Source organism: Hydrogenoanaerobacterium saccharovorans (assembly GCF_016901815.1).
In the GTDB taxonomy this organism is placed as follows: Bacteria; Bacillota; Clostridia; order Oscillospirales; family Ruminococcaceae; genus Avimicrobium; species Avimicrobium caecorum.
This window is the reverse complement of the sequence record NZ_JACSNR010000001.1, coordinates 270595-294683: the sequence shown is the minus strand read 5'-3', so window position 1 is coordinate 294683 and position 24089 is coordinate 270595. Positions and strand designations below refer to the sequence as shown.

The 24089-nt window shown below is 55.6% G+C and carries 23 protein-coding genes; 16 read left to right on the top strand and 7 right to left on the bottom strand.

The features are described 5' to 3' along the window. The first annotated feature begins 2 nt into the window (after positions 1-2). The 5 genes from atpH (at position 3) to atpC (ending at position 4929) form a co-directional block, all read left to right on the top strand. Complete coding sequence (gene atpH, locus H9X81_RS01440; protein WP_204719319.1) at positions 3-545, top strand: ATP synthase F1 subunit delta; 543 nt, start codon at positions 3-5, stop codon at positions 543-545. Between the two features lie 81 nt (positions 546-626). Next, complete coding sequence (gene atpA / locus H9X81_RS01435) at positions 627-2141, top strand: F0F1 ATP synthase subunit alpha (protein WP_204719318.1); 1515 nt, start codon at positions 627-629, stop codon at positions 2139-2141. Positions 2142-2166: 25 nt separating this feature from the next. Then, the gene (atpG, locus tag H9X81_RS01430; protein ID WP_204719317.1) at positions 2167-3039 is read left to right on the top strand and encodes an ATP synthase F1 subunit gamma; all 873 of its coding nucleotides are present in this window, start codon (positions 2167-2169) and stop codon (positions 3037-3039) included. A gap of 63 nt (positions 3040-3102) precedes the next feature. Continuing rightward, positions 3103-4494: a F0F1 ATP synthase subunit beta gene (gene atpD, locus H9X81_RS01425; RefSeq protein WP_204719316.1), complete on the top strand. Its 1392-nt coding sequence runs from the start codon at positions 3103-3105 to the stop codon at positions 4492-4494. 3 nt (positions 4495-4497) lie between these two features. Continuing rightward, on the top strand, positions 4498-4929 hold the full coding sequence (atpC, locus tag H9X81_RS01420; RefSeq protein ID WP_204719315.1) for an ATP synthase F1 subunit epsilon: 432 nt from the start codon (positions 4498-4500) through the stop codon (positions 4927-4929). Between the two features lie 724 nt (positions 4930-5653). Here the strand turns inward: atpC and ucpA are convergent. Next, positions 5654-6451: an SDR family oxidoreductase UcpA gene (ucpA, locus tag H9X81_RS01415; protein WP_204719314.1), complete on the bottom strand. Its 798-nt coding sequence runs from the start codon at positions 6449-6451 to the stop codon at positions 5654-5656. A 101-nt stretch (positions 6452-6552) separates the two neighbouring features. Next, positions 6553-7965, bottom strand: a complete 1413-nt coding sequence (locus H9X81_RS01410; protein WP_204719313.1) for an APC family permease — start codon at positions 7963-7965, stop codon at positions 6553-6555. 512 nt (positions 7966-8477) lie between these two features. On the opposite strand from H9X81_RS01410, the gene H9X81_RS01405 reads away from it, so the two are divergent. Continuing rightward, on the top strand, positions 8478-8663 hold the full coding sequence (locus H9X81_RS01405; protein WP_177502353.1) for an alpha/beta-type small acid-soluble spore protein: 186 nt from the start codon (positions 8478-8480) through the stop codon (positions 8661-8663). 311 nt (positions 8664-8974) lie between these two features. After that, entirely contained in the window at positions 8975-10330 is a 1356-nt protein-coding gene (locus H9X81_RS01400; protein WP_204719312.1) for an MATE family efflux transporter, read from the top strand. A 6-nt stretch (positions 10331-10336) separates the two neighbouring features. Here H9X81_RS01400 and H9X81_RS01395 read toward each other — a convergent pair whose 3' ends face one another. The 4 genes from H9X81_RS01395 to sdaAB form a co-directional block, all read right to left on the bottom strand. Continuing rightward, positions 10337-10852 carry a hypothetical protein gene (locus tag H9X81_RS01395; RefSeq protein WP_177502355.1) on the bottom strand — a complete coding sequence of 172 codons (516 nt, stop codon included), beginning with the start codon at positions 10850-10852 and terminating at the stop codon, positions 10337-10339. A 93-nt stretch (positions 10853-10945) separates the two neighbouring features. Then, positions 10946-11806, bottom strand: coding sequence for an aminoglycoside 6-adenylyltransferase (locus H9X81_RS01390; protein ID WP_204719311.1), 861 nt, complete (start codon positions 11804-11806; stop codon positions 10946-10948). Between the two features lie 74 nt (positions 11807-11880). Further along, the gene (gene sdaAA, locus H9X81_RS01385; protein ID WP_191392342.1) at positions 11881-12756 is read right to left on the bottom strand and encodes an L-serine ammonia-lyase, iron-sulfur-dependent, subunit alpha; all 876 of its coding nucleotides are present in this window, start codon (positions 12754-12756) and stop codon (positions 11881-11883) included. Positions 12757-12770: 14 nt separating this feature from the next. After that, complete coding sequence (sdaAB, locus tag H9X81_RS01380) at positions 12771-13439, bottom strand: L-serine ammonia-lyase, iron-sulfur-dependent subunit beta (protein ID WP_177502358.1); 669 nt, start codon at positions 13437-13439, stop codon at positions 12771-12773. 371 nt (positions 13440-13810) lie between these two features. Between sdaAB and H9X81_RS01375 the strand changes: the two genes are divergently transcribed. The 5 genes from H9X81_RS01375 (at position 13811) to H9X81_RS01355 (ending at position 19536) form a co-directional block, all read left to right on the top strand. Beyond that, entirely contained in the window at positions 13811-15586 is a 1776-nt protein-coding gene (locus tag H9X81_RS01375) for a leucine-rich repeat domain-containing protein (RefSeq protein WP_204719310.1), read from the top strand. Positions 15587-15754: 168 nt separating this feature from the next. After that, entirely contained in the window at positions 15755-16744 is a 990-nt protein-coding gene (galE, locus tag H9X81_RS01370; RefSeq protein WP_177502360.1) for a UDP-glucose 4-epimerase GalE, read from the top strand. A gap of 141 nt (positions 16745-16885) precedes the next feature. Further along, positions 16886-17644 carry an ABC transporter ATP-binding protein gene (locus H9X81_RS01365; RefSeq protein ID WP_177502361.1) on the top strand — a complete coding sequence of 253 codons (759 nt, stop codon included), beginning with the start codon at positions 16886-16888 and terminating at the stop codon, positions 17642-17644. Further along, positions 17644-18486 carry an ABC transporter permease gene (locus H9X81_RS01360; RefSeq protein ID WP_177502371.1) on the top strand — a complete coding sequence of 281 codons (843 nt, stop codon included), beginning with the start codon at positions 17644-17646 and terminating at the stop codon, positions 18484-18486. The genes H9X81_RS01365 and H9X81_RS01360 overlap by 1 nt, the downstream gene beginning before the upstream one ends. 36 nt (positions 18487-18522) lie before the next feature. After that, entirely contained in the window at positions 18523-19536 is a 1014-nt protein-coding gene (locus tag H9X81_RS01355; RefSeq protein ID WP_204719309.1) for an ABC transporter substrate-binding protein, read from the top strand. Between the two features lie 159 nt (positions 19537-19695). Here H9X81_RS01355 and H9X81_RS01350 read toward each other — a convergent pair whose 3' ends face one another. Further along, complete coding sequence (locus H9X81_RS01350; RefSeq protein WP_204719308.1) at positions 19696-20226, bottom strand: lipoprotein; 531 nt, start codon at positions 20224-20226, stop codon at positions 19696-19698. A 328-nt stretch (positions 20227-20554) separates the two neighbouring features. Here H9X81_RS01350 and H9X81_RS01345 point away from each other — a divergent pair, with 328 nt between their 5' ends. The 4 genes from H9X81_RS01345 (at position 20555) to H9X81_RS01330 (ending at position 24085) form a co-directional block, all read left to right on the top strand. Continuing rightward, entirely contained in the window at positions 20555-21676 is a 1122-nt protein-coding gene (locus tag H9X81_RS01345) for an FAD:protein FMN transferase (protein ID WP_204719307.1), read from the top strand. A 7-nt stretch (positions 21677-21683) separates the two neighbouring features. Next, entirely contained in the window at positions 21684-22040 is a 357-nt protein-coding gene (locus H9X81_RS01340) for a hypothetical protein (protein ID WP_204719306.1), read from the top strand. Positions 22041-22159: 119 nt separating this feature from the next. Next, on the top strand, positions 22160-22327 hold the full coding sequence (locus tag H9X81_RS01335) for a hypothetical protein (RefSeq protein WP_177502366.1): 168 nt from the start codon (positions 22160-22162) through the stop codon (positions 22325-22327). A 237-nt stretch (positions 22328-22564) separates the two neighbouring features. Next, positions 22565-24085 (top strand): DUF3794 domain-containing protein, encoded by a 1521-nt coding sequence (locus tag H9X81_RS01330; protein ID WP_204719305.1) that lies wholly within the window; start codon positions 22565-22567, stop codon positions 24083-24085. Positions 24086-24089: the final 4 nt, after the last annotated feature.

Genomic DNA, 24089 nt, shown 5'->3' with positions numbered 1-24089 from the left:
TCATGTCAAGCCTGATCGGTAACCGTTACGGCGAGGCCTTTTTTGAGGCCGGCCGGGATGAAAACTGCCTGGACAGCCTGTATGACGATGTCTGCCTGCTCCGGGGTGTGCTCGGTGAAAATGAGGATTTCCTGAAAGTGATGAATGCCCCCTCGGTAGCCAAAGAGGAGCGATCCCGGCTGCTGGACACCATTTTTGATGGGAATCTCCAGCCGCTCACCCTCAACTATCTGCACCTGCTGGTGGATAAAAGCCGTTTTGGCGCCCTGCAGGATTCGCTGGAAAAGTTTATAGAGCTGTATCGGGAATACAAGGGAATCATCTGTGCCGCTGCTGTCACCGCTGTACCGATGAGTGAAGAACTCACCAATCGTCTGCGGGACAAGCTCGCCGCTGTAACCGGCAAGCAGGTGGAACTGACCTGTGAAGTGGACCCTGCCCTCATCAGCGGCATCCGTCTGCAGATGAACGGGGAACAGTTTGACAGCTCGGTACGCCGGCGTCTGGAAAACCTCAGGAAGTCGATTGAATCGGCTATATTCTAAAGGCTTTTTCCTGCCGGTACAGACCTTTGGATAAGAAGAATTGTTGTTTTAGCGTTAGTATAAGAGAAAGTTGGTGAGACAATGCAGCTGCGTCCTGAAGAAATCAGTGCCGTGATCAAGGAACAGATCAAGAACTATCGCACCAAGATCGATATGGATGATGTCGGTACAGTTGTCCAGATCGGCGATGGTATTGCCCGCCTGCACGGTCTTGATAAGTGTATGGCGAACGAGCTGCTGGAGTTTGAAGGCGGAGTGTATGCAATGGCACTCAGCCTGGAAGAGGACAGCATCTCTGCTGTTATGCTCGGCAGCAGTGAGAATATCAAGGAAGGAGACACTGTCCGCAGAACCGGTCGTGTCGTATCCGTCCCCGTAGGCGAGAAGCTGCTGGGACGCGTTGTCAACGCCCTGGGTCAGCCCATTGACGCCAAGGGCCCCATCGAGGCGGCTGAGATCCGCCCCGTAGAATCTCCGGCTTATGGCATTATCGAGCGCCGTTCGGTATATCAGCCGGTCCAGACCGGTATCAAGGCCATCGACTCGATGATCCCCATCGGTAAGGGTCAGCGTGAGCTGATCATCGGCGATAAGCAGACCGGTAAGACTGCCATTGGTATTGATACCATTATCAACCAGCGCGGCAAGGATATGATCTGTGTCTATGTCGCCATTGGTCAGAAGAACTCCACCGTCCTGCGTGTAGTAGACAGCCTGGAAAAGGCCGGCGCCATGGATTATACCATCGTGGTAGCCGCTACTGCCGCTGAGCCGGCTCCGCTGCAGTATATCGCTCCCTATGCGGGCGTTACTATGGCGGAATACTTCATGCAGCAGGGCAAGGACGTCCTCATTATCTATGATGACCTGTCCAAGCACGCGGTCGCTTACCGTGCCATGTCGCTGCTGATCCGGCGCCCGCCGGGACGTGAAGCCTATCCCGGTGATATCTTCTACATTCACTCCCGTCTGCTGGAGCGTGCAGCCAAGCTCAGTGATGAACTGGGCGGTGGTTCCATCACGGCTCTGCCCATCATCGAGACCCAGGCCGGCGACGTTTCCGCCTATATCCCCACAAACGTTATCTCCATCACCGATGGTCAGATCTTCCTGGAGACCGAGCTGTTCAACGCCGGTGTCCGTCCCGCTGTAAACCCGGGTATTTCGGTATCCCGTGTCGGCGGTTCAGCTCAGATCAAGGCCATGAAGAAGGTGTCCGGTTCGCTCAAGCTGCTCTATTCACAGTACCGTGAACTGCAGGCCTTCTCCCAGTTCGGTTCCGATCTGGATGCTGATACCAAGGCCCGTCTGGCCAATGGTGAGCGCATCGTGGAAGTGCTCAAGCAGCCCCAGAATACTCCCATCAGCGTAGAGCATCAGGTTATGATTATCTATGCGGTTGTAAATGGCCTGCTGGACGATGTCAAGGTAAGCGATATCCAGACCCTGCAGAACGGCCTGTTCAGCTATATCGACACCCGTTTCCCGGAGATCACCAAGAGCATTCAGACCACCGGCGACCTCGATGACGAAACAGCGCAGAAGCTGCATGATGCCATCGTAGAGTTCAAGAAGCCGTTCGATCTGATCAAGTGAATCGTTTGGCAGAGGAGGAGAGAACATGGCAGGAGCCGGTATGAGAGATGTCAAGCGGCGCATCAAGAGTGTGGAAAGCACCATGCAGATCACAAAGGCGATGCAGCTGGTAGCATCTTCCAAACTGCGTCGTGCAAAAGAACGTGTGGAAACTGCCAGACCTTATTTTAATACCCTCTACGAAACCATTTGTGCCATGGCAGCCGGCAATACAGACAAGACCAATCTGTATACCCGTCCCCGGGAAGTCCGGCGCAAGGCCTATGTAGTAATTGCCGGTGACCGTGGGTTGGCCGGCGGCTACAATGTGAATATCCTGCGCTTTGCAGAGAGCCAGATGGACCCCGAAACTGCCCTGGTAATCCCGGTGGGCAAGCGTGCGGTGGATTATTTCAGCCGCCGTGCCTATGAAACCCGGGTATTCCAGGAGTACGCGGCTGTGGAATCCATTGATCTGGAGCGCAGCTTTGAGCTGGCCCGCCTGCTCACCGATCTGTTCCGCAGCGGTGAAGCAGATGAAGTGGTGCTGGTGTATACTGAATTCGCTTCGATGCTGTCCCAGGTGCCGGCCTGCCGCAAGATCCTGCCGCTGTCCTTTACAGCGGAGGAACTGGAAGGCCACAGCCCGGCAGATACCTTTGGCGCAGCAGAATTTGATCCGTCCATCGGGGATGTCATGGCCCGGATCGTGCCCCAGTTTGTGGGCGGCATGATCTTTGGCGCCATCTCGGAATCCTTCGCATCGGAACAGGCAGCCCGGCGTACCGCCATGGAAGCTGCCAGCGACAATGCCGAAGAGATGATCAGCTCGCTGAGCCTGGCATACAACCGGGCCCGTCAGGGAGCCATCACCCAGGAGATCACCGAGATTTCCTCCGGATTCGAAGCGCTTCGGTAATAAGGGAAACAAGGTTTTTCACACGAATGATAGAAATAGTAAAAGAAGGAGGAGATTTTGCAGATGAGTCAGCAGCATGTCGGCACAGTTACTGCGGTAAACGGTCCTGTGCTTGATATTAAATTTGCCGACGGCACTCTGCCCAATCTGATGAATGCCATTGAAGTGGAAATGGCAGACAAGAAGATTGTAGCAGAGGTAGCACAGCATCTGGGTGACGATGTTGTGCGCTGCATCGCAATGAGCTCGACCGACGGTATGGTCCGCGGCACCAAGGCTGTGGATACCGGTGCGCCGATCTCGGTGCCGGTTGGCAACGCGACCCTGGGCCGGATCTTCAATGTACTGGGTGAGGTCGTAGATAACGGCGCCCCGGTTGAAGCGGAAAAGTGGCCGATCCATCGGGAAGCCCCCAGCTTTGAGGAGCAGGAGGGTATCACAGAGATTCTGGAAACCGGTATCAAGGTCGTTGACCTGATCTGCCCTTACCTCAAGGGTGGTAAGATCGGTCTGTTCGGTGGTGCCGGTGTCGGCAAAACCGTACTGATCCAGGAACTGATCCATAACATTGCCCAGGAGCACGGCGGTCTGTCGGTATTTGCCGGCGTCGGCGAGCGTACCCGTGAAGGCAATGACCTGTATAATGAAATGAAGGAGTCGGGGGTTATCAATAAGACCGCCCTGGTGTATGGCCAGATGAACGAGCCGCCAGGAGCCCGTATGCGGGTTGGCCTGACTGGTCTGACCATGGCGGAATACTTCCGTGATGAGCAGAACCAGGATGTACTGCTCTTCATTGATAACATCTTCCGCTTTACTCAGGCGGGTTCTGAGGTATCGGCTCTGCTGGGCCGTATGCCTTCGGCAGTAGGTTACCAGCCTACCCTGGCTACTGAAATGGGTGAGCTGCAGGAGCGTATTACTTCCACCAAGAAGGGGTCCATCACATCGGTTCAGGCTGTTTATGTGCCCGCCGATGACCTGACTGACCCGGCTCCGGCTACTACCTTCGCCCACCTGGATGCTACTACCGTACTGTCCCGTGACATTTCGTCCCTGGGTATTTATCCGGCAGTAGACCCGCTGGATTCCACATCCACCATCCTGACCCCGGAGATCGTAGGCTATGAGCACTACAATGTAGCCCGTCAGGTTCAGGCAATCCTGCAGCGCTATAAGGAGCTCCAGGACATCATCGCGATTCTGGGTATGGACGAGCTCTCCGATGAGGATAAGCTCACTGTATCCCGTGCCCGTAAGGTACAGCGTTTCATGTCCCAGCCCTTCAGCGTAGCGGAGCAGTTCACTGGCTTCCAGGGCCGCTATGTACCCATCAAGGAGACCATCCGTGGCTTCAAGGAAATCATCGAAGGCAAGCATGATGACGTTCCGGAATCTGCTTTCCTGTTCGCTGGTACCATTGACGATGTTCTGGCAAAGGTAAAGGGGGAGTAGCGTATGGCCGCTCTCTACCAACTGGAGATCGTTACCCCCATGGGCAGAAAATTTGAAGGCCTGGTGGATAACTGTGTATTCCGTTCCACCGAAGGCGATGTGGGCATTCTCAAGGGACATTCTCCCTATGTAGCTGCCATCGAGACCGGTGAGATCAAGATCCATACCGAGAATGGTCAGACCCGTTACGCAGCAGCATCGGAAGGCTTTGTCCATGTGAGCAGCGATCTGGTCCGGATTCTGGTGAGCTCCTGTGAGTGGGCCGAGGAGATCGACCCCGATCAGGCCAAGGCGGAAAAGGAAGCTGCCCGTGCAAAGGTAGCAGAAGCCAAGACCCCTGAGGAAAAGGAACTGGCGAAATATGTGCTGCAGAAGGCACGCATCCGCCGTCGGGTTGCCAAGAAGCGTCCCGACTATGTCGCCAATAAAAAGTAAGGCTTTCATCAGCCTGTAAAAAAGGACTCCCGTTTTTCGGGAGTCCTTTTTATTATGCCGGGGGCAGGCGGATACAGCACAATCCCGGAAGCCAGACAGCTCCGGACGGCAGACAGGGCGCCGCACTTTGTCCCGGACGGCATTGTGATATGCTGCCGGACAGTGTCCGGTGGAGGGCGTGTGCTTCGGTTTCAGGGCGCCGCCTGATGGAGAAGCCCAGGTCCTCTGCTCCCGGTCGCAGCTGACAAAGCGCCGCTCTGAGCTTCTCCATGCGGGTTGCGCGCAGCACTTCTTCCTGCACTTGTGCTGGCGCTGCACAGATCTTGTATGCAGGAGAGAGCTTTCCATTGCGTACCGGCTCATACCCGGCGCACAGTGTGCGCCGGCCTGGATCGCAGCTTTGCCCTGTCTGGAATGCTCTGGGGAGTGGCACAGGTCGACCTGTGCCGGACACTTCCGGTTTCTGGTTTCTTCCCGTTGTAAACCGGACTGCGGGGATCAAGCACCGATTCCATGTATGAGCGCCCATTCTCAGAAGTTGGCTTGTGCGTTTGCGTATCAGAGCGGCAGGCAGCGGTCAGGGCGACGGAGCATCTGGAGCGGCAGATCCCCAGCACAGCTGGCAGCGGAGTTTCACAGCCGTCTGCCGCTGTTTTCAGACAGAACAAAAACACCCCCGGATTTCTGCTTCCGGGGGTGTTTTTTATCGGGGATTGTGAGAAACTCAGTTGGTACCGATGCTCATGGTCTCAGGCAGGGTGCTGCCGCCATCGATGACGATCTGGGAACCGGTGAGGTAGCTGGATTCATCGCTGCCCAGGAAGGCAAACAGCTCGCCGACCTCGGTGGGCTTGGCCAGACGCTTCATGGGAACGCCAACCGCAATATCCCGGATTGCGCTCTCGGGATCTTCGGGGTTGGATTCCACAGCCATCTTCTCTACCATGGGGGTTCTGGCGTAGCCGAGCTGGGTGCAGTTCACACGGATATTCCGGGTGGCGTATTCCACAGCCAGGCACTTGGTCAGACCAACCAGTGCGGCCTTGGTCATGGCGTAGGCTGCTTCACCGGCATCGGCAACGATGTCGCCGGTTACCGAGGAGGCAATTACAATATTGCCGCCGCCCTGCTGGAGCATGTAGGGGATTACAGCCTGGCAGGTGTTCCAGACGCCCTTGATGTTGACATCAATGTGGAAGTCCCGCATCTCATCGGTGAACTCCTCGAAGGGAGCCAGACGGCAGACACCAGCGTTGCAGCAGCACACGCTGATTTCGCCGAACTTTTCCGCAGTCTTGGCAGCGGCTTCCTTCATCTGAGCCTTGTCAGCCACATTGCCCACATAGGTGATGATGTCAGCGCCATATTCCTTGCGCAGACGGTCAGCGGTCTTCTCCACTTCGGGGGAGAGGTCTACCATGCACATCTTGGCGCCATACTTGGCATACACTTCTGCAATGCCTTCGCCCAGACCCACGGCAGCACCGGTGATCAGTGCGACTTTTCCTTCCAACTTAGCCATTTTAATCGACTCCTTGTCTTATTCCGGGCCGGATTATCAAGACGCTCCGGTCCCGTTTCTAATATTGTATCATACTTTTATCCCCGGAGGGAATCATAAACTCAGAACTGCTGTTCTCCATCGGGAGTTTCGATGATAACGCCCGACTTTTTCCAGCGGATTGCGACCATCCACAGCCAGATCACAACGCCGACGCCCATATAAACGCCGAAGGAGATCCAGGAACCACGGCCCTGACCCAGGGTGCAGAAGAAGGCGATGGACAGCATGATAACCATAGCCAGAATCCGGGTGAAATCGCCGCCCTTGACAACATTCTTGTTGTCCTTGTACCATTCGGGGTGCTTGCGGTGGATGCGCACTGCCGAAACCATGGTGAGGGCGTATGCACAGGCGCAGCCAAAGGACATGAGGTTGAAGAAGTCATTCATAAAGGTAGTGGCGTTCTGCATCAGGATAAAGGTCAGGCTGATGCCCAGCAGGAAGAGGTTGGGCAGGATGGGCTGCTGATGGGAGTTGACCTTGGTGAAGATCTCCGGCAGGAAGTTCTTCTTGCCCATGGAGTAGAGCATCCGGGCAGTGGACATCCAGAAGCCAAAGATCGAAGCGGTCATACCCATGAGGATAGAAACACAGCCATAGATCAGGGGCCAGATCTTCCAGCCCAGCAGGTTCTGCATGGCAGTGATGGTCATAAAACCGTTCTGGGCATCGCCCGAGAGCAGGGTCTGGAAGGAATCCAGGCCAGCCACGCAGAAGAAGAAGAATACATAAATCGTACCGCAGGTGAGAACCGAACCACAGATGGCCTTCTTGGTATTGGAGGTGGGGAAGTCGCCTTCCTCGACCATCTGGGGCACTGTTTCAAAGCCAAAGAAGGGGGTGATGAGCAGCGCCATACCGATGATCCATCCGGGAATGCCGGCGGAGGGCTCCAGATTGGTCTGGAACAGGTTGGCGACATTGGCAAAGCTCCAATGGCCTGAGAAGAGCAGCAGTACGCCGGTGAGCAGGGTAGTGGTGATGTTGGCGAACAGGCAGACTGCCTGAGCCTTGACCAGGAACTGAATATCCTGCATGCTCATCAGGAAGACAGCCACCAGAATGATGATGCCGATGATCATGGTATGCCCGAAGGTGAGCCCCAGACCAAAGGTACGGCTGATAAAGGTGACAATCGCCATGACAACAGCGGGGGGAACCGAGATCCAGGCAGCCATAATGAGCCAGGATGCCAGGAATCCCACATGGCGGTTGAATCCGACGGTGTTGTAGATCAGTTCACCACCGGCGGTGTGGAACAGCGGGGAGATCTCACTGTAAACCAGAGCAATGGGCAGGATCGCCAGAGTCATGAGGGCGAATGCCAGGAATGTGCCGGGACCGCAGTAGCTGAAGAACACCGAATCCCAGTAGCTGACATAGGTGAAAATGGAACCTGTCGCTACTGTGTAGACAAAGATCAGTGCCAGGCTTTTCTGCAGCCCGTTTTGTTTCTTGTCAGTGGAAGACATTTTTCTTACCTCTCTTTCGGCTCTAAACATAGTGTTTTGTCAAATTATTATCAATATATAATTTGAACAAAATTTGAACACAAACCGCAAGATTTTCGGGGAAAAACGCTGTTTTGGACAAATTTATAACAATCCTGATTTAAGCTAAAAACCATAGGTTGAAGCGGAAAACAGGCTGTAACAGAAATAGTTCTCAGATTATTGGCAATTTGATGAACCGAGTGCCGGAACCCTCTGAAAAAAGAGCCGGATGGGGAGGGGGACAGCGCAGAAAATATATGCTTTTCTGCTTTGCATGAGCGAAGCGATGTATCTCCACAATGGACAATTGCTTCTTTATCCCAGATGATGAATCAACCAGAATATTCCATGTTTGAACCGGGCGGGACTGCACATAACAATACAGGAAACAGCGAGCGACGCTGATTCCACCGGAATACAGGTTCTGCGGACAACACGGTCCGCGGCAGCTGTACCGGAACGATAAGAAAGAATAAGGAGTGTATGTAACTATGACAGGTCCCGTAGTACCGGAGGCTAAGGAAGCTCTCAACAAGTTCAAGATGGAAGCTGCCAACGAGGTTGGCGTAAACCTGAAGGATGGCTATAACGGTCACCTGACCTCCAAGGAAGCCGGCAGTGTCGGCGGCCAGATGGTCAAGAAGATGATCGAGTCCTACGAGAAGGGCATGAAGTAACCCGATCCGGGATACAAAGCCGAAATAGCTAAAAGTCCCCTGACTGACAGCTGACCGAAGAGCCAGTAAGCAGGGTGCTTCAACAGCAGAGAACCGGTGCGCTGCAATGGGCAGACGCGCCGGTTTTTTGTTGGTTTGTAACATACAACTTTCAGTCATGTTAAAGTTGGCAGAATGTTCAAAAAAGCTCTTGACTATCCATTGGATTTTAATATAATAATACTTCGTAAATAAGAAAACAGCCTAAAAATGATCGGTATTTTTTAGCGAAATTGCCTGAGTTTTTGGTAGAATCGGAGGGACTTACTTCTATGAAACAGCGTTCCATGACTTCCGGGAACATTGTACAGCTTTTGATCCTCTTTACACTGCCGCTGCTGATCGGAAACATTTTTCAGCAGTTTTACAGCATGGCAGATACCTTTATCGTGGGCCGTACCATCGGTGTGGATGCCCTGGCTGCCGTCGGCTGTACCGGCAGTATCACCTTCCTGATTATTGGCTTTGCACAGGGCTTTACCTCCGGACTTTCCATCCGTGTGGCCCAGCGTTATGGCGCCGGCGATGAGGAAGGCGTGCGCCGGGGCATTGCCTGCGGTGCGCTGCTCTCCCTGGCTGCCACTGTGATCCTCACCGTTGTCAGCTGTGCCTTTACCCGCACCATTCTGGTTGCCATGAACACTCCCGTAGAGATTCTGGAACAGGCCTATGATTACCTCATCGTAATCTTTGCCGGTACCGGTACCACCATGCTTTTTAACTATGTATCCAATATCTCCCGTGCCCTGGGGGACAGCCGTACCCCGCTGGTCTTTCTGGTGGTGGCCTGCATCATCAATATCTTCCTGGATTACTTCCTGATCCTCAATGTGGGCATGAATGTGGAAGGCGCCGCTTATGCCACCATCGCCGCCCAGCTTCTCTCGGGTGTGGCCTGCCTGGTGTATATGCTCCGGCGGTTCCCGCAGATGCATCTGCATGGCTCGGACTGGAAACTCACCTGGGATTCGGTCTCCCATGCTCTGGCACTGTCCCTGCCCATGGGCTTCCAGATGTCGGTTATCGCCCTGGGTCAGATCGCCGTCCAGTTTGCCCTCAACGGCCTGGGCTCGGTCTATGTAGCAGCCTTCACTGCCTCCCAGAAGATCGATAACATGGCGATCCAGCCGGCCCTTTCCTTTGGCGTGGGCATCTCCACCTTCGCCGCCCAGAACTATGGCGCCGGCAAGATTCACCGCATCAAGGAGGGTATCCTCAAGTGCGGCCTGCTCTCGGGCGGGTTCAGCATTGCGATCGGTGCTGTGATCGTCCTGTTCGGCAAGAACCTGGTTGCCCTCTTTGTGGGCGCCGGTGAGACTCAGGTTATCGATCTTGCCAACACTTACCTGATGATCAACGGTTCGCTCTATGCGATCCTGGCAGTGATGGTCATGCTGCGCAGCGCTCTGCAGGGACTGGGTCAGGGCGGTATCACCACCTTCGGCGGCGTGATGGAACTGACCATGCGTACCGCGGTGGCACTGGCCTTTACCGGCAGCTTCGGATTTGTGGCTGTGTGTGTTGCCAGCCCGCTGGCCTGGGTCGGCGCTCTGATTCCGCTGGCAATCTATGCCGTGCGGTATCTGCATCAGCTGTCCCAGGAGGAACAGGCTGCGGCTGCCCAGTGATTCTCCCTACAATGTGATCCCTGGCAGCTGGCTGCTCTTCCCGCAGAGGAGCAGCAGGGCGGCACAGGCCAGCAGATCAAAGCGCTTGGTGTCCTCCCGGCGGAAGAGCGGAAATTCCTGCGGCAGGAGTTCCCGCCCGCCCAGAGTAACCAGTGCCGCCTGTAAGCTGATGACCGCCTGTTCGCCGTCAAAGCTCGAAAAGGTCAGGGCGTCCTGCTGATGCATTCCGCAGGTGAGGATCTGGGCTCCGGGAAACTGGCGGCGGAGCTCCTCAGCCTGGAAGAAGTCCGAATTGGCGATGACTGCGAATACCGCTCCGGACCCGATGACCGGCTCATGGAGAGCCTTGGGCAGGATCAGAATCGGGGCCTGTGCGGAGATCTGGGAGACCCGACCGGTTTCCAGCAGATTGAGCGGACGCTCCTCTCCGCCAAAGACCGGGGCTTCAAAATAGTGCCGGACAGCGCACAGCCGGTCGTACAGACTGGAAGCACTGTCGCAGCAGATAATGACATTGTACAAAATAAAACACACCTCTTGTCAGAGCAGTCCTTTGCCGATAATATGGCCCGGCAAGGCGCTGTTTAGACAGGAGGTGTGTTTCTTTTCAGCGGCTCAGAACAGCCGGTATTCGGTCAGCAGACGGCGGCAGCGCTGTTCGACCCGGTCCAGTTCCGCTGGCATGGGATACCCCAGCTTTCCGGCGGCAGAGGTGCAGTGCCGGCGGAACAGTCCCAGGCTGAGCATCAGGGCACCGGCACAGCTTTCGGGGCCGGAGAGGTCGTACAGACTGTGCCACCGGGCAAGCTCTCCGGGCAGCAGGAGCCGGGGGAGGTACTTGTTGCCGGCCCCCAGGGAAACAGCATAATCCGAGTCAAAGCCACGGTCAAAGGAAACCATCCGCACCAGCTCAGGCAGGACACAGTGATTCATGTGCCAGACGGCATATTCCAGTTGACCCCGGCAGAGGCCTTTGACCACATAGAGGCTGGTCCAGAGCAGTTCATTGCAGCAGTCGGCAAACTCCCGGCTGGTTGGGCGGTGCAGGGAAAACAGACTGTGTCCGGTGGGTTCCAACCCGTCAAACAGGCCGTCCTTGTCCAGAAAGGGGGTGAGCCCCGGTTCCATGGCATTGTACCAGCCAGCCCGCTCCACTGGGAGCAGACGCAGGTCGATGCGGGTTTCTTCGAACTGCATCAGCCAGGTAAACCAGGGAGCCGAACCCGCTTCCGCACCCATAGCATCGGGACACTGGCAGATTACCAGTCCGCCGAACCGGGGTGCCAGCAGGGCGGGATAGTCAGTCTGTTTTGCCCGTTCCAGATCCCGGACGAAAAAGACCGCATCACAGTCGGAAAAGAGGTCCGGTGTACTCTGGGGATCGGTGAGCGATCCGGATACCGCCGCGGCCCGGATCTGGCTGTCCGATTCTGCCAGGGACCGGAGTGTTTCAATGGCGCCAAAGGGGTCAAACATGGCAATCCTCCGTTCTTGGAAAAATAAAAAGGGAAAGGAAACAGTCCTTTCCCTTTTTTGCGGTTCTGTGCGGATCAGCCGAAGATCTGCTTGGAAAGACGGCAGCCGGTGGGAGAACCAGCCACACCGCCCAGAGCAGTTTCCCGCAGCTCAAAGGGAATGCTCCGGCCTACCGAGTACATCACATCGATGACCTCATCCAGCGGGAGCAGGTTGCCCACGCCAGCCAGAGTGATCTGAGCCGCCACAATGGCGTTGGAAGCACCCATGGCATTCCGCTTCTGACAGGGGGCTTCCACCAGTCCGGCAATGGGGTCGCAGACCAGGCCGAGAATGTTGGTGATGGCAGTGCCGGCAGCGCTCATGCACTGTTCGGGTGTACCGCCCATGAGTTCCACAGCGGCAGAGGCAGCCATGGCGCTGGCAGCACCCACTTCAGCCTGGCATCCGCCCTCAGCGCCAGCAACGGTGGCGTTGCGGGTGATGAGGTAGCCGATGGCGCCGGCATTGAACAGGGCACGGACCATCTGGTCATCGGTGAAGCCATACTCCTCCTGGAGCGCCACAAAGACGCCGGGAATGACACCGGAGCTGCCGGCAGTGGGAGCGGCGACAATGAGACCCATGGAGGCGTTGACTTCCAGCACGCCCATGGCATAGCCGATGGCCTTGGAGATCACCGAACCGCAGAGCGGCTTTTCAGTGCTGGCACGATAGGCGTCCATCTTCTTGGCTTCACCGCCGATGAGTCCGCCAATGGAGCGGATATCTTCGGTGACGGCACTGTGGACCGCATTCTTCATAATTTCATAGGAATGTTCCATCCGGGAATAGGTGGTTACAGTATCGGCACCCAGATAGAGGGTTTCCCGGTCGATCATGGCCTGGGAGATCGGAATCCCGCTGGCCTGACAGATTTTAAGCAGTTCTGCTGCAGACGAAAAATCCATAGTAATACCCCTCCTTACAGTTCAATGACAATGGCACTTTTGATATTGGGATTTGCCTGGATCTCGTCTACCAGACGCTCATCAAGTTTTTCATCGGTTTCGATGATGGTATAGGCATTTTCACCCTTATTGTCGCGGTAGAGCTTCATGAACGCAATATTGACATTGTGATCGTTCAGACACTTGGAGATATGTGCCACAACACCCGGACGGTCATACTGCTGTACAAACAGGGTGGTGAGATTGCCGGACAGGCTGATGTCGGCGCCATTGATCTGCTTGAGCTTGACATTGCCGCCGCCGATGGAAACACCCAGAATGGAAGTGGTAACGCCTTCCTCATTGGTGATGACCACTTCTACGGTATTGGGATGGTATCCCTTGTTTTCAGTACAGGGGACAAATTCATATTCAATCCCTGCTTCATCCGCCAGACGGAAGGAATCCCGGATGCGGTAATCCTCGGTATTCATGCCCAGAATACCAGCCAGCAGGGCCTTGTCGGTACCGTGGCCCTTATAGGTCATGGCAAAGGAGCCATACAGGATAAACTTTACCTTTTTCGGCTTGCCTTTGGAGATCTTTCCAGCCATCAGCGCAATACGCAGGGCACCGGCGGTGTGTGAACTGGAAGGTCCGATCATGTTGGGACCAACCACATCAAATACACTGATTTCCCTCATAATATCCTCCTTTTTTGATCATTTCAGGGGTGGTGTGTGAACCTGTTTTCCATACCTTGAGTATAGCACAGATATGGGCGATTTACCACAGAACCCGGATGGATTTCACAGAATTTTCATGCTTTGTGTATAAGTGACAGAGAAAAATGAAGAACATAATAATATGTTATATATTGGATAAACAACTAAAAAAATAGAATTATAATTTGCGCAATTCATTCAAAATACTGAATTTGCAGGCAAAGGATGTAGAATTTCAAATCCCCACATTGACGCGTAAATCCGGGGGGGGGGTATAATCGGTACTGTATACAGGTTTGCAGGTTGGAGATGCAGACTTGCATGCGAAAAATTGTAAAGGAGAGAATGAAATGAACAACAAAAAGCTAATAGCTCTGCTGCTTGCTGCCATGATGAGTGTTTCGACGGCCTCGGTAGCATTTGCAGCACCGGAAGACGAAATTACCAAGGGCTATCCGGATGGCGATGTATGGGAGAGCAAGCTCTATAACGCTATGCTGGAAGCCGGAGATTCGAACGATGATGGAAAGCTGACAGAGGGCGAAGCCGCTGCTATCGAAACCCTGACCATTGACAGCCTGAGCCTGGGCGCACTGAAGGGCCTGGAGAACTGCACCGGTCTGACGTCCCTGACTGTAACTGACAGCCAGGTACAGGATCTGAGCTTCCTGTCCGGTCTGACCAGCCTGACCAGCCTGACACTGTCTGGCAACAATATTCAGGACCTGTCGGCTCTGTCCAGTCTCACAAGCCTGAAGACCCTGGATCTGTCCGGCAACAATATTCAGGACCTGTCGGCTCTGCCCAGTCTCACAAGCCTGGAGACCCTGGATCTGTCGGATAATGCCTCTCTCGCAGATCTGTCCAAGCTGTCTGGCCTGTCCAGCCTGAAGACCCTGGATGTGTCCAATACAAAGGTACGCGATCTTGCCGGCCTGCCCACTGGACTGACCAGCCTGAAGGCCAGCGGCAACAACATTGAGGATATGAGCAAGATTTCTGGTCTGACCAGTCTGGAAACTCTCGATCTCAGCGACAACCTGATCAGCGTTCTCACAGACCTGAGCAGTTTCAGCAAGCTGGAAAACCTCAATCTGCAGGGCAACTCGTTCTCCAATATTGATAGTCTGGAAAGCAAACTGCCTGCTTCCATCAAGGATAACGCTGATTGGAAGAACAGTGTATTCGGTACACCTTCTTCTGAAACTGTGGACAAGACTGCTCTGAAGGCTGCTATTGCCAATGCGCAGGCTCTTCTGGATGCCACTGTTGCCAGCGAGAATGGAGCAGATGTAGCCACATCAAATAAATGGGCAACTGCTGCTAATATTGAAACATTCACTGATGCAATCAACGCTGCACAGGCTGTTGTAGATAAGGAAGATGCCTCCAAGGAAGAAGTAGAACAGGCAGTTACTACTCTGAATGACGCTAAGTCCACTTTTGAAGGCCAGAGAAAAGATGGTACAGCTGATTATGATTCGGCTCCTCTGACTGAAGCCATTAAGGCAGCTGAAGCACTGCTTGCAAGTGTAGAGCAGGCTGAGAGCGCAGACGCTGTGGAATCCGGCAAGCAGTGGGTTACCGCAAGCGATTACAGCACCTTTGAAGCTGCAATTCAGACTGCTAAGGATGCTCTGGCAAAAGCCGATGACTCGGGGGATATTACAAGTGCCGTTTCTGTACTTGAGGGAGCTCGTGATACATTCCGTGCGGCTATCCGTTTTGGCACAAAGCCCACAACCCCCACACCCAACCCTGATCCCACACCCAGCACCAGCCGTGAATACTCCGACTACTACGGCAACGAGAAGTGGGACGAGCTCAAGGACAAGATTGCCAAGCTCATCGAGGATGGCAAGGAAGGCGAAACCATCGAGTTCAACGCCACTGGCCTGCCTTACTTCCCGGCCAGTGTGGCCCGTGCGCTGAAGGGTGAGGACATCACTCTGAAGGTTCGCAAGAACGGTGTGACCTATACCATCAACGGTCTGGAGATCGGTACTGTTCACAAGATCTGGTATGATTTTGAGGACATTGAATCGGAGCTGCTGACTGCTGACGGCGCCGAGGACGAGACTTCCTCCTCCACCGGCGACAAGGAAAACCCCAGCACCGGACGGTAACCGGTTCTGACTGTTTGTAACAGACAGATCTGTTCAAAACTCCCCCGCATTCTGATGTGCGGGGGAGTTTTTTCATTTTGCGGGATTTTCACAAATTCCCTTGAAGCGGCTGGCAGAACCCGCTATACTAAAGGAAGAAATCTGTCGAATAAGAAGGAGCTGAAAAAGATGGCAATTCTGGTATGCGGCGGCGCCGGATATGTGGGCAGCCACTGTCTGGAGGGACTGCGTCAGGCCGGGTTTGACTGCATCGTTGTGGATAACCTCACCCGGGGCCACCGGGCTGCGGTAGGGGATACACCCCTCTATGTGGGGGATATTTCCGATCCGGCGTTTATGGACCAGGTCTTTGCGGAGCATTCCATTGAGGCGGTGCTGCACTTTGCGGCAGCCAGCCAGGTGGGGGAGAGCATGAAGGACCCGCTGCTCTACTATGAAAACAACCTCTGTGCCACTGTGGCACTGCTGCGTGCCATGGAGCGCCATGATGTGAAGAAGATCGTCTTTTCCAGTTCGGCGGCAGTTTATGGGGAGCCGGAGATCACTCCCATTGTGGAGGACAGTCCCAAGTCCCCCACCAACACCTACGGGGAGACCAAACTGGCCATGGAGCGGCTGATGCACTGGTGCCATACCGCCTATGGCCTGGAATATGTATCCCTGCGGTACTTCAATGCCGCGGGCGCCTCTCCGGGCGGACTCATCGGTGAGGATCATACCCCCGAAACCCATCTGATCCCGCTGGTGCTCCAGGCGGCACAGGGCAAGCGGGAGAGCGTTTCCATCTTCGGCACCGACTATCCCACTCCGGACGGCACCTGCATCCGGGATTACATTCACACCAGCGATCTGGCTTCGGCTCACCGGCTGGCACTGGAATACCTGCTCCGGGGCGGTAAGAGCGAGATCTTCAACCTGGGCAGTGAGCACGGACTTTCGGTGCGGGAGATTGTGGAAGCCGCCCGGGAGGTGACCGGTGTGGACTTCCCGGTGAAGCTGGCGCCCCGGCGGGCCGGCGATCCGGCGGTGCTCATCGCCTCCAACCGCAAGGCCCGGGAAGTGCTGGGCTGGGTACCGCAGCACAGCGATGCCCATACCATTCTGGCCTCGGCCTGGAAGTGGCACCGGGACCATCCCAATGGCTTTGATGACAAGTAAATCGGGAGTTTCTTCAAACGCCTCTCACAGTTCCCATGGGACTGTGGGGGGCGTTTTTCTCACCTTTTGAAATTCCAGCCATATAATGGACTGTGCAGGAACTTTTCTGCAAATTTACTACAAATCAGTGAGGTGATGAGAATGCGGGAACTTCTCACCATGCAGAATGTCACAGCCCGGTATCAGTCGCCGGATGGGGAACTCACTGCTGCTGAGAATATCAGTCTGACTGTTTCCCAGGGGGAATTTGTCAGCATTGTGGGGCCCAGCGGCTGTGGAAAAAGCACCTTGCTTACCATTATGGCAGGGCTCAAGCGTCCGTCGGAGGGGAAGGTGCTGCTGGATGGAGAACCCATCACCGGCCCTGGCGGAAAAATCGGCTACATGCTGCAGAAAGACAATCTGCTGGAATGGCGTACCATATATAAAAATATCCTGCTGGGTCTGGAGATCCGGAACCGTCTGACCCCTGAAAACATAGAATATGCCAGGGGATTATTAAGGACCTATGGTCTTTGGGATTTCCGGGACCGATATCCTTCCCAGCTTTCCGGAGGAATGCGGCAAAGGGTGGCACTGATCCGTACCCTGGCAGTCAAGCCGGAAATTTTCCTTCTGGATGAGGCATTTTCTGCACTGGATTATCAGACCCGCCTGACTGTGACCGATGATATCTACTCGATCCTGCGCCGGGAAGGGCAGACCATGGTCATGGTGACCCATGATATTCCGGAAAGCGTCAGTATGTCGGACCGGGTGGTAGTCCTCAGCGGGCGTCCGGCCCGGATCAAACAGATCCATACCATTGAACTCGGGGATCTCACTCCATTGGAGCGTCGGGACGATATCCGGTTCAATGAATACTCCAACGAGATATGGAAGGAGCTGCGTGAATCGTGATGAACCACAAATGCACACCTCCGGGCGGCAATACGACCGCCGGCGCAGAGCTCTCGGCGGAGCGCAGAGCCTATCTGCGGCAGGTCCGGCGGCAGAAACAGGAGATCACCCTCTGGCGGGCAGGCGTCCTGGTGGGACTTCTGCTGCTGTGGGAAATTGCTGCCCGGCTGGGCTGGATCGACAGCTTTATCATGAGCAGTCCCTCCCGGATTCTGGATACCCTCTTCTCCCTGGCAGACAATCAGATCCTCATGCATTTTTCCGTTACACTCTATGAGACCCTCACCGGGTTTGTCATCGGTGCGTTCGGAGGCTTGCTGCTGGCGATCCTGCTCTGGCAGTCGGAACTGGTTTCCAAAATCCTGGAACCCTATCTGGTGGTCCTCAATTCCCTTCCCAAAATTGCCCTCGGCCCGGTGATCATCATCTGGGTGGGCGCCGGTACAGAGGCGATCATTGTGATGGCTGTGGCAATCTCCATGATCGTTACTGTACTGGAAATGCTGGAAGGCTTCCGTTCCACCGACCCGGAACTGATCCGCATGGCAGAAACCTTCGGGGCCAGCCGTCAGCAGATCTTCCGGAAGATTGTATTCCCTGCCAATATCCCGGTGCTCTTCAACTCTCTGAAGATCAATATCGGGCTTTCGCTGGTGGGAGTCATCGCCGGGGAATTCCTGGTGTCCAAGGCGGGACTGGGGTACCTCATTGTCTATGGCGGGCAGGTGTTCCAGCTGGATCTGGTGATGACCGGTGTGATCATTCTGGCGCTGATGGCAGTGGGTATGTACCGCTGCATCACCCTGGTGGAGAACCGGGTTCTGCGGGGGCGCAGACGCTGACTGAATTTTGTATTGTATGACAGGAGCTGATGGAGTTTGAAGAAGTGTGTTCGTGTGCTGGCAGCCATGCTGGCTGTGCTGATGATGGTCTCCCTGAGCGGTTGTACCTCCCAGGAGGAAGCCGATGGCCTGCGCACCATCGATGTCTGTGAAGTGACCCATTCGGTCTTTTACGCGCCGCAGTATGTGGCAATGAGCCAGGGCTTCTTTGCGGAGGAGGGGCTCTCGGTGGAGCTCACTGTGGGCCAGGGAGCTGACAAGGTGATGGCGGCGGTGCTGTCCGGCAGTGTGGACATCGGTCTGGCCGGGCCGGAGGCTGCCATTTATGTGATGGGCGAGGGCCGGGAGGATTATCCCCAGGTCTTTGCCCAGCTCACCCAGCGGGACGGCTCTTTCCTGGTGGGTCGGGAGCCCGATGAGGACTTCCAGTGGGAGGATCTCAAGGGCAGCCATCTGCTGCCGGGCCGGAAGGGCGGCGTTCCCTATATGACCTTGGAATATGTGGTGCGGGAACACGGGCTCACCCCCGGGGAAGATGTGCTGTTTGACGACAGCGTGGACTTTTCGCTGATGGCATCGGCCTTTGCGGCAGGCACCGGCGACTATGTCACCATCTTTGAACCCACAGCTTCTGCCATGGAGATGCAGGGCCAGGGCTATATCCTGGCATCGGTGGGCGAGGCCAGCGGCGAAGTGCCGTTTACAGCCTACTTTGCAGCCGGCAGTAAGATCGAGGAGGACCCCGAACTCTTTGAGGGCTTTACCCGGGCTGTGTACCGGGGACAGAAGTGGGTGGAGGAGCACTCTGCCGAAGAGGTGGCGGAAGTGCTGCAGCCCTACTTTGCCGATACCGACCTGGAAGTGCTGGTTTCGGTGGTGGAGAACTACAAGGCCATTGATGCCTGGGCCCACACACCGGTGATGAGCCGTCCGGGGTTTGAAAAGCTCCAGGACATCATGCAGCAGGCCGGTCAGCTGGAGGAACGGGTCGCCTATGACGATCTGGTGAACACCGAGTTCGCGGAACGGGTGACTGCGGAAGAAGCATAAAGCGGAGTCCGGCAATGAAGCAAAGCCACTGAGAAAAAAGCCCCTCTGTTCCATAGCGGGACAGAGGGGTTTTTTATGGTTGGGGCCGGGGGTCAGGGAATTCCCGGATATAAAAAAGCACCGGAGTGATCCGGTGCTTTTTTGAAATCGTAAGAAAACTTACTTGGCGTTGGCAACAGCCTTCTCAGCGGCAGCCAGGAAGTCGCCGATGTCCATGGTGCAGGAAGAAGCCAGGTCTTCTACATCCGGAACAGCAGTGTGGTGCTCGTCCTTAGCCTTGGTGGGGGTAGCTACGAAGTCAGCAGCAGCCTTGCCCAGAGCATACTTCTCCAGAGCGTCGATCTGCTCATACCACTCCTTGCCGATGGGGGAAGCGGGCTTCATGTTGTAGTCTTCCTTGAGTTCCTTCTTGGTCTTGAACTCGGTAGCCAGGTCGGTAGTGATAGTACCGGTAGCATCGAAGTTAACCTTGGTCTGAACAACATCGAAGGAAATGCCTACGATGGTGCCCTTGGAGTCCAGCATTACAGAAGCTGCGGTAACGTCAGCCTGAGCCAGACCGGCGGCCTCTTCAGTAGCGGACTTGGAGCTGCCGATGGAGTTTACCATACCCAGACCAGAGGTGTAGGTCTCAGAGGAGCAGCCAGCCAGAACCAGCAGAGCCAGAGTGATAGCAACAATCTTCTTCATTATAAAAATCCTCCCTTAGCATAAAGCTAATTTCATTCCATGGCATCCAACAAGATGCCATCAACTGTATAAATTATAACGAAAGTGTGTCCTAAAATCAAGCAAATTTGGCTTTGCTGTATGACTTGGACAATTTTTTGTCATTATTGCAATAAAAATATCACGAAAAAATAGCAGTTTTGCTATGTATTTCAAAGCAAAAAAATACAGTTTCCGCGTAATTTTTCTTTTGAAAGTCGTGACAGTCTGCGGTATAATTATTTATAAGTCTGCTTGTCCTCTCCGGACAGCCGGACAAATACTGCTATAATAAAGGAACTGTGATCTGATGACTTTCAAGACCGTCCGAGAATTTACAGCTGCGGCACTGGCTTCCATCCTGCTGCTCACCGGATGTATTGCCGGCTCAGAACCGGAGCCGGAATGGAGCCGTTACCGGATCTCGTATATGGATACCTTTGATACCATTGTGCAGAATGTGGGCTATACCCATACCGGTGAGGATTTCGACCGCTATTCCGAAGAGATGCATGAACTGCTTCTCTATTATAATCAGCTCTTTGACCGCTACAACAGCTATGAAGGCATGAACAATGTCAAGACCATCAATGACAATGCCGGCATTGCTCCGGTCAAGGTGGACGAGCCGCTCATCGACCTGCTGGAGCAGTGTGTGGAATGGGAGGAGCAGTCCCAGGGAGCGGTGAATGTCTGCATGGGATCGGTGCTGGAGATCTGGCATGAGTACCGGGAGCGGTACATCGGCACCGAGAACGGTGAACTGCCGCCCATGGAGGAACTGGAAGCAGCTGCCCAGCACACCGACATCAACAGCCTGGTCATTGACCGGGAGGCGGGGACAGTCTATCTCACTGACCCCGAGGCCTCGCTGGATCTGGGCGCGGTTGCCAAGGGCTATGCCACTGAACAGATCGCCCGGAAGCTCTATGCCGATGGATTTACCTCCTTTGCCATGAGCAGCGGCGGCAATGTCCGGGTGATGGACGCCCCGGCAGACGGCAGCAAGACCGCCTGGGTCATCGGCATCCAGGACCCGTCCGCCTCGATGGAGTCGGGGGATTATGTGGACTCGGTGATTGCCAACAACATCTCGGTGGTGACCAGCGGCGACTACCAGCGCTATTATGTGGTGGACGGCGTCAAGGTGCATCATATCATTGACGGCGAAACCCTGATGCCCGCTGACCGGTTCAGCTCGGTGACCATTGTCTGTGAGGATTCGGGCCTGGCGGATATGCTCTCCACAGCACTGTTTATCCTTCCCATGGAGGAGGGAAAGGCGCTGGCGGAACAGCATGGCGCAGAGGTGATGTGGATCGAAACCGACGGCACTGTGACCTGTACCGACGGACTGATCCCGCTGCTCAAGGAGCGGGGCGGCGCCACTTCGGTACCGCCGTCGGCACAAGAGGAATCTGGAAAGGAGTAAGTTGGCTGTGAGCGAGAAGAAACCCTTTGAACTGAAGAAAATGTGGCAGTGGCTGGTCTACCTCTATGTGGTGCTGCCGGCACTGCTCTTCCTGCTGGGCTTCCTGACCCGGAATATGGATATGGGCATCCTGTTCGCCCGGCTGTTCCACTCCTACTGCCTGTATGTGGTCAATCCCATTCCCGATGTGCCGTCCATGACCGGCATTCTCGGGGCAGTATTGGCACTGGGTGTGGTCTTTTACACCCTGTACCGCCGGGATTTCCGGGACTTCGGCGTGAGCCTCGCACTCATAGCGCTGAATTTTCTCTACTATTTCACCCAGACAAACTATCTGCTGATCCGCTATCTGCGGTTTATGTAAATCTGGCTTTTCATACGCCGGTTTCGGGATTTCTCCCGGAGCCGGCGTATTTTACATGGTAACACTTCCCCGACCTGCTGCGTATAATGGGGTAGAACGCACAGAAAGGGGGAATGACCATGGGCTGCCGTGGCTCCGGCGGGGATCTGGCACGGTGCTTTACCGCAGCGGCGCTGGCTTTTGCAGCCGGTGTGGTGCTGGGACTGCTCTGTACATACAATGTCATTCTGGTCTTTTTGTGCCTGTTCCTGATCGGCGTGGTGGTCATCGGTCTGGTGAAACGATAATGCAATCGAGGTGATAACAGTGAAAATCATGGTTTACCGCAGCCCCAGATTCCTGAGCGCAATCCTGCGGGTACTGCTGGGCGTCCGGTCGGACAGTGCCCGCTGAACTCCCCTGTCGGCATTGCCTCCTCCCAAAGCTCCTCCCCACTGGAGGAGCTTTTTTGCCGTATCCGGTGCTAAACCGGCTGTCCGTTGAATATAAGTGAAGCAGTAAACTGGTAAGGAAAGGGTGTTATTATGGAGCTTTCTCTGGAACGCAAACCGATCACTGTCAACGAAACGATCCTTGATATAAATACCGAACAGGCAGTGGAGAGCGATATGCTGCTGGCGGATTACTATCCCCGGATCAGCCGGATTCTGCGCTGCTGTGTGGAAACTTCAGTGGATCAGGCAGTGGTGAGCGGGGAAAGACTGATCGTGGACGGTGTAGCGCTCTGCCGGGTATTCTATAAGTCGGAAGAGGGCCGTCCTGCGTCGGTCATGGTCAAGCTCCCCTATACCAAGGCAGTGGAGCTGCGCCGGGCCCCGCAGAAACCGCAGATCGCGGTGCAGTCCTATCCGGGATATTTCAGCTGCCGGGCTGTGAATTCGGGCAGGCTGGAGATCCGGGGGGCTGTGGCGCTGCACTGCCGTGTCACCGCGCCCAGTGAGACCCAGGCTCTGCACTGGGCCGAGGGCAGCGGAATGCAGTGCCGGTGCCGTCCTCTCTGCTGCGGACAGCTGCTGCGGTGCAGTACCCGCAGCCTCACCGCCCGGGGCGAAGAGCGCCTGTCGGACGGGATTCCCTCGGATGCTGCCCTGCTCCGGGCGTCCTCCCGTGTGGGGGACACCACCTTCAAGGCAGTGGGCGGCAAGCTGGTAGCCAAGGCGGACGCTGTAACCGAGCTGGTGCTCATCGGGCCGGACGGGACACTCTACCGGGAGGAACTGGAGATCCCGGTGAGCGAGATCCTGGACGCCGAAGGCGCCGATGAGAACGCCATCTGTTCGGTGAGCTTCACCGTGGACTGGACCGATGCCAAGCTCAGTTCGGTGGCGGCGGATGAGCAGCCCATGGCCAGTGTGGAACTGAGCCTGACCGCCTGGATCTGGGCGATGGTCAATGAAACCGACAGCTTTATGACCGACTGCTTCTCCACCTGTTATGAAACCACCCAGGAGACCCGTCCCTTCCAGCTGCTGCGGGGAGTGGAGCCGGTGCACCGGAACATTCCCATTGAGGCGGAGATCCCGCTGCCCGAGGGGTCGGGCGAGGTGATGGATCTCTGGGCGGAACTGGCGGAGCAGAGTGCCGCCGGCGGCGAGGGAAGTCTGCGTCTGACCGGGCGGGTACGGTTCGCCGGTCTGGTGCAGACCGGCGGGGAACCGGAGTACTTTGAGCATCTGGCGGACTTCAGCGAGGAGATCCCGGTGGACGGCACTGTGGGCGAGCAGCTTGCGGACTTCCGGGTGGAGCTGCAGGACAGCTCCCGGACTGCCGGCGGACTGAATGTCCGGGCCCAGGTGAAGGCAGATGCGGCTATGGCGCTGCAGGAGACAGCCCGGCTCATCACCGAAGCGGCAGTACAGGAACAGAAACCGGTCAAACAGCGGGGCGCAGGCTGCCTGACCCTCTACTTCCCGGAGCCCGGGGAGCAGGTCTGGGAGATCGCCAAGCGGTACAGCACGGCGCCGGCAGCCATTCTGGAAGAGAACGGCCTGACCGATGACGGCGCTGCAGGGGAAGGCATGCTGCTGATCCCCGCGGTACGATAACCGG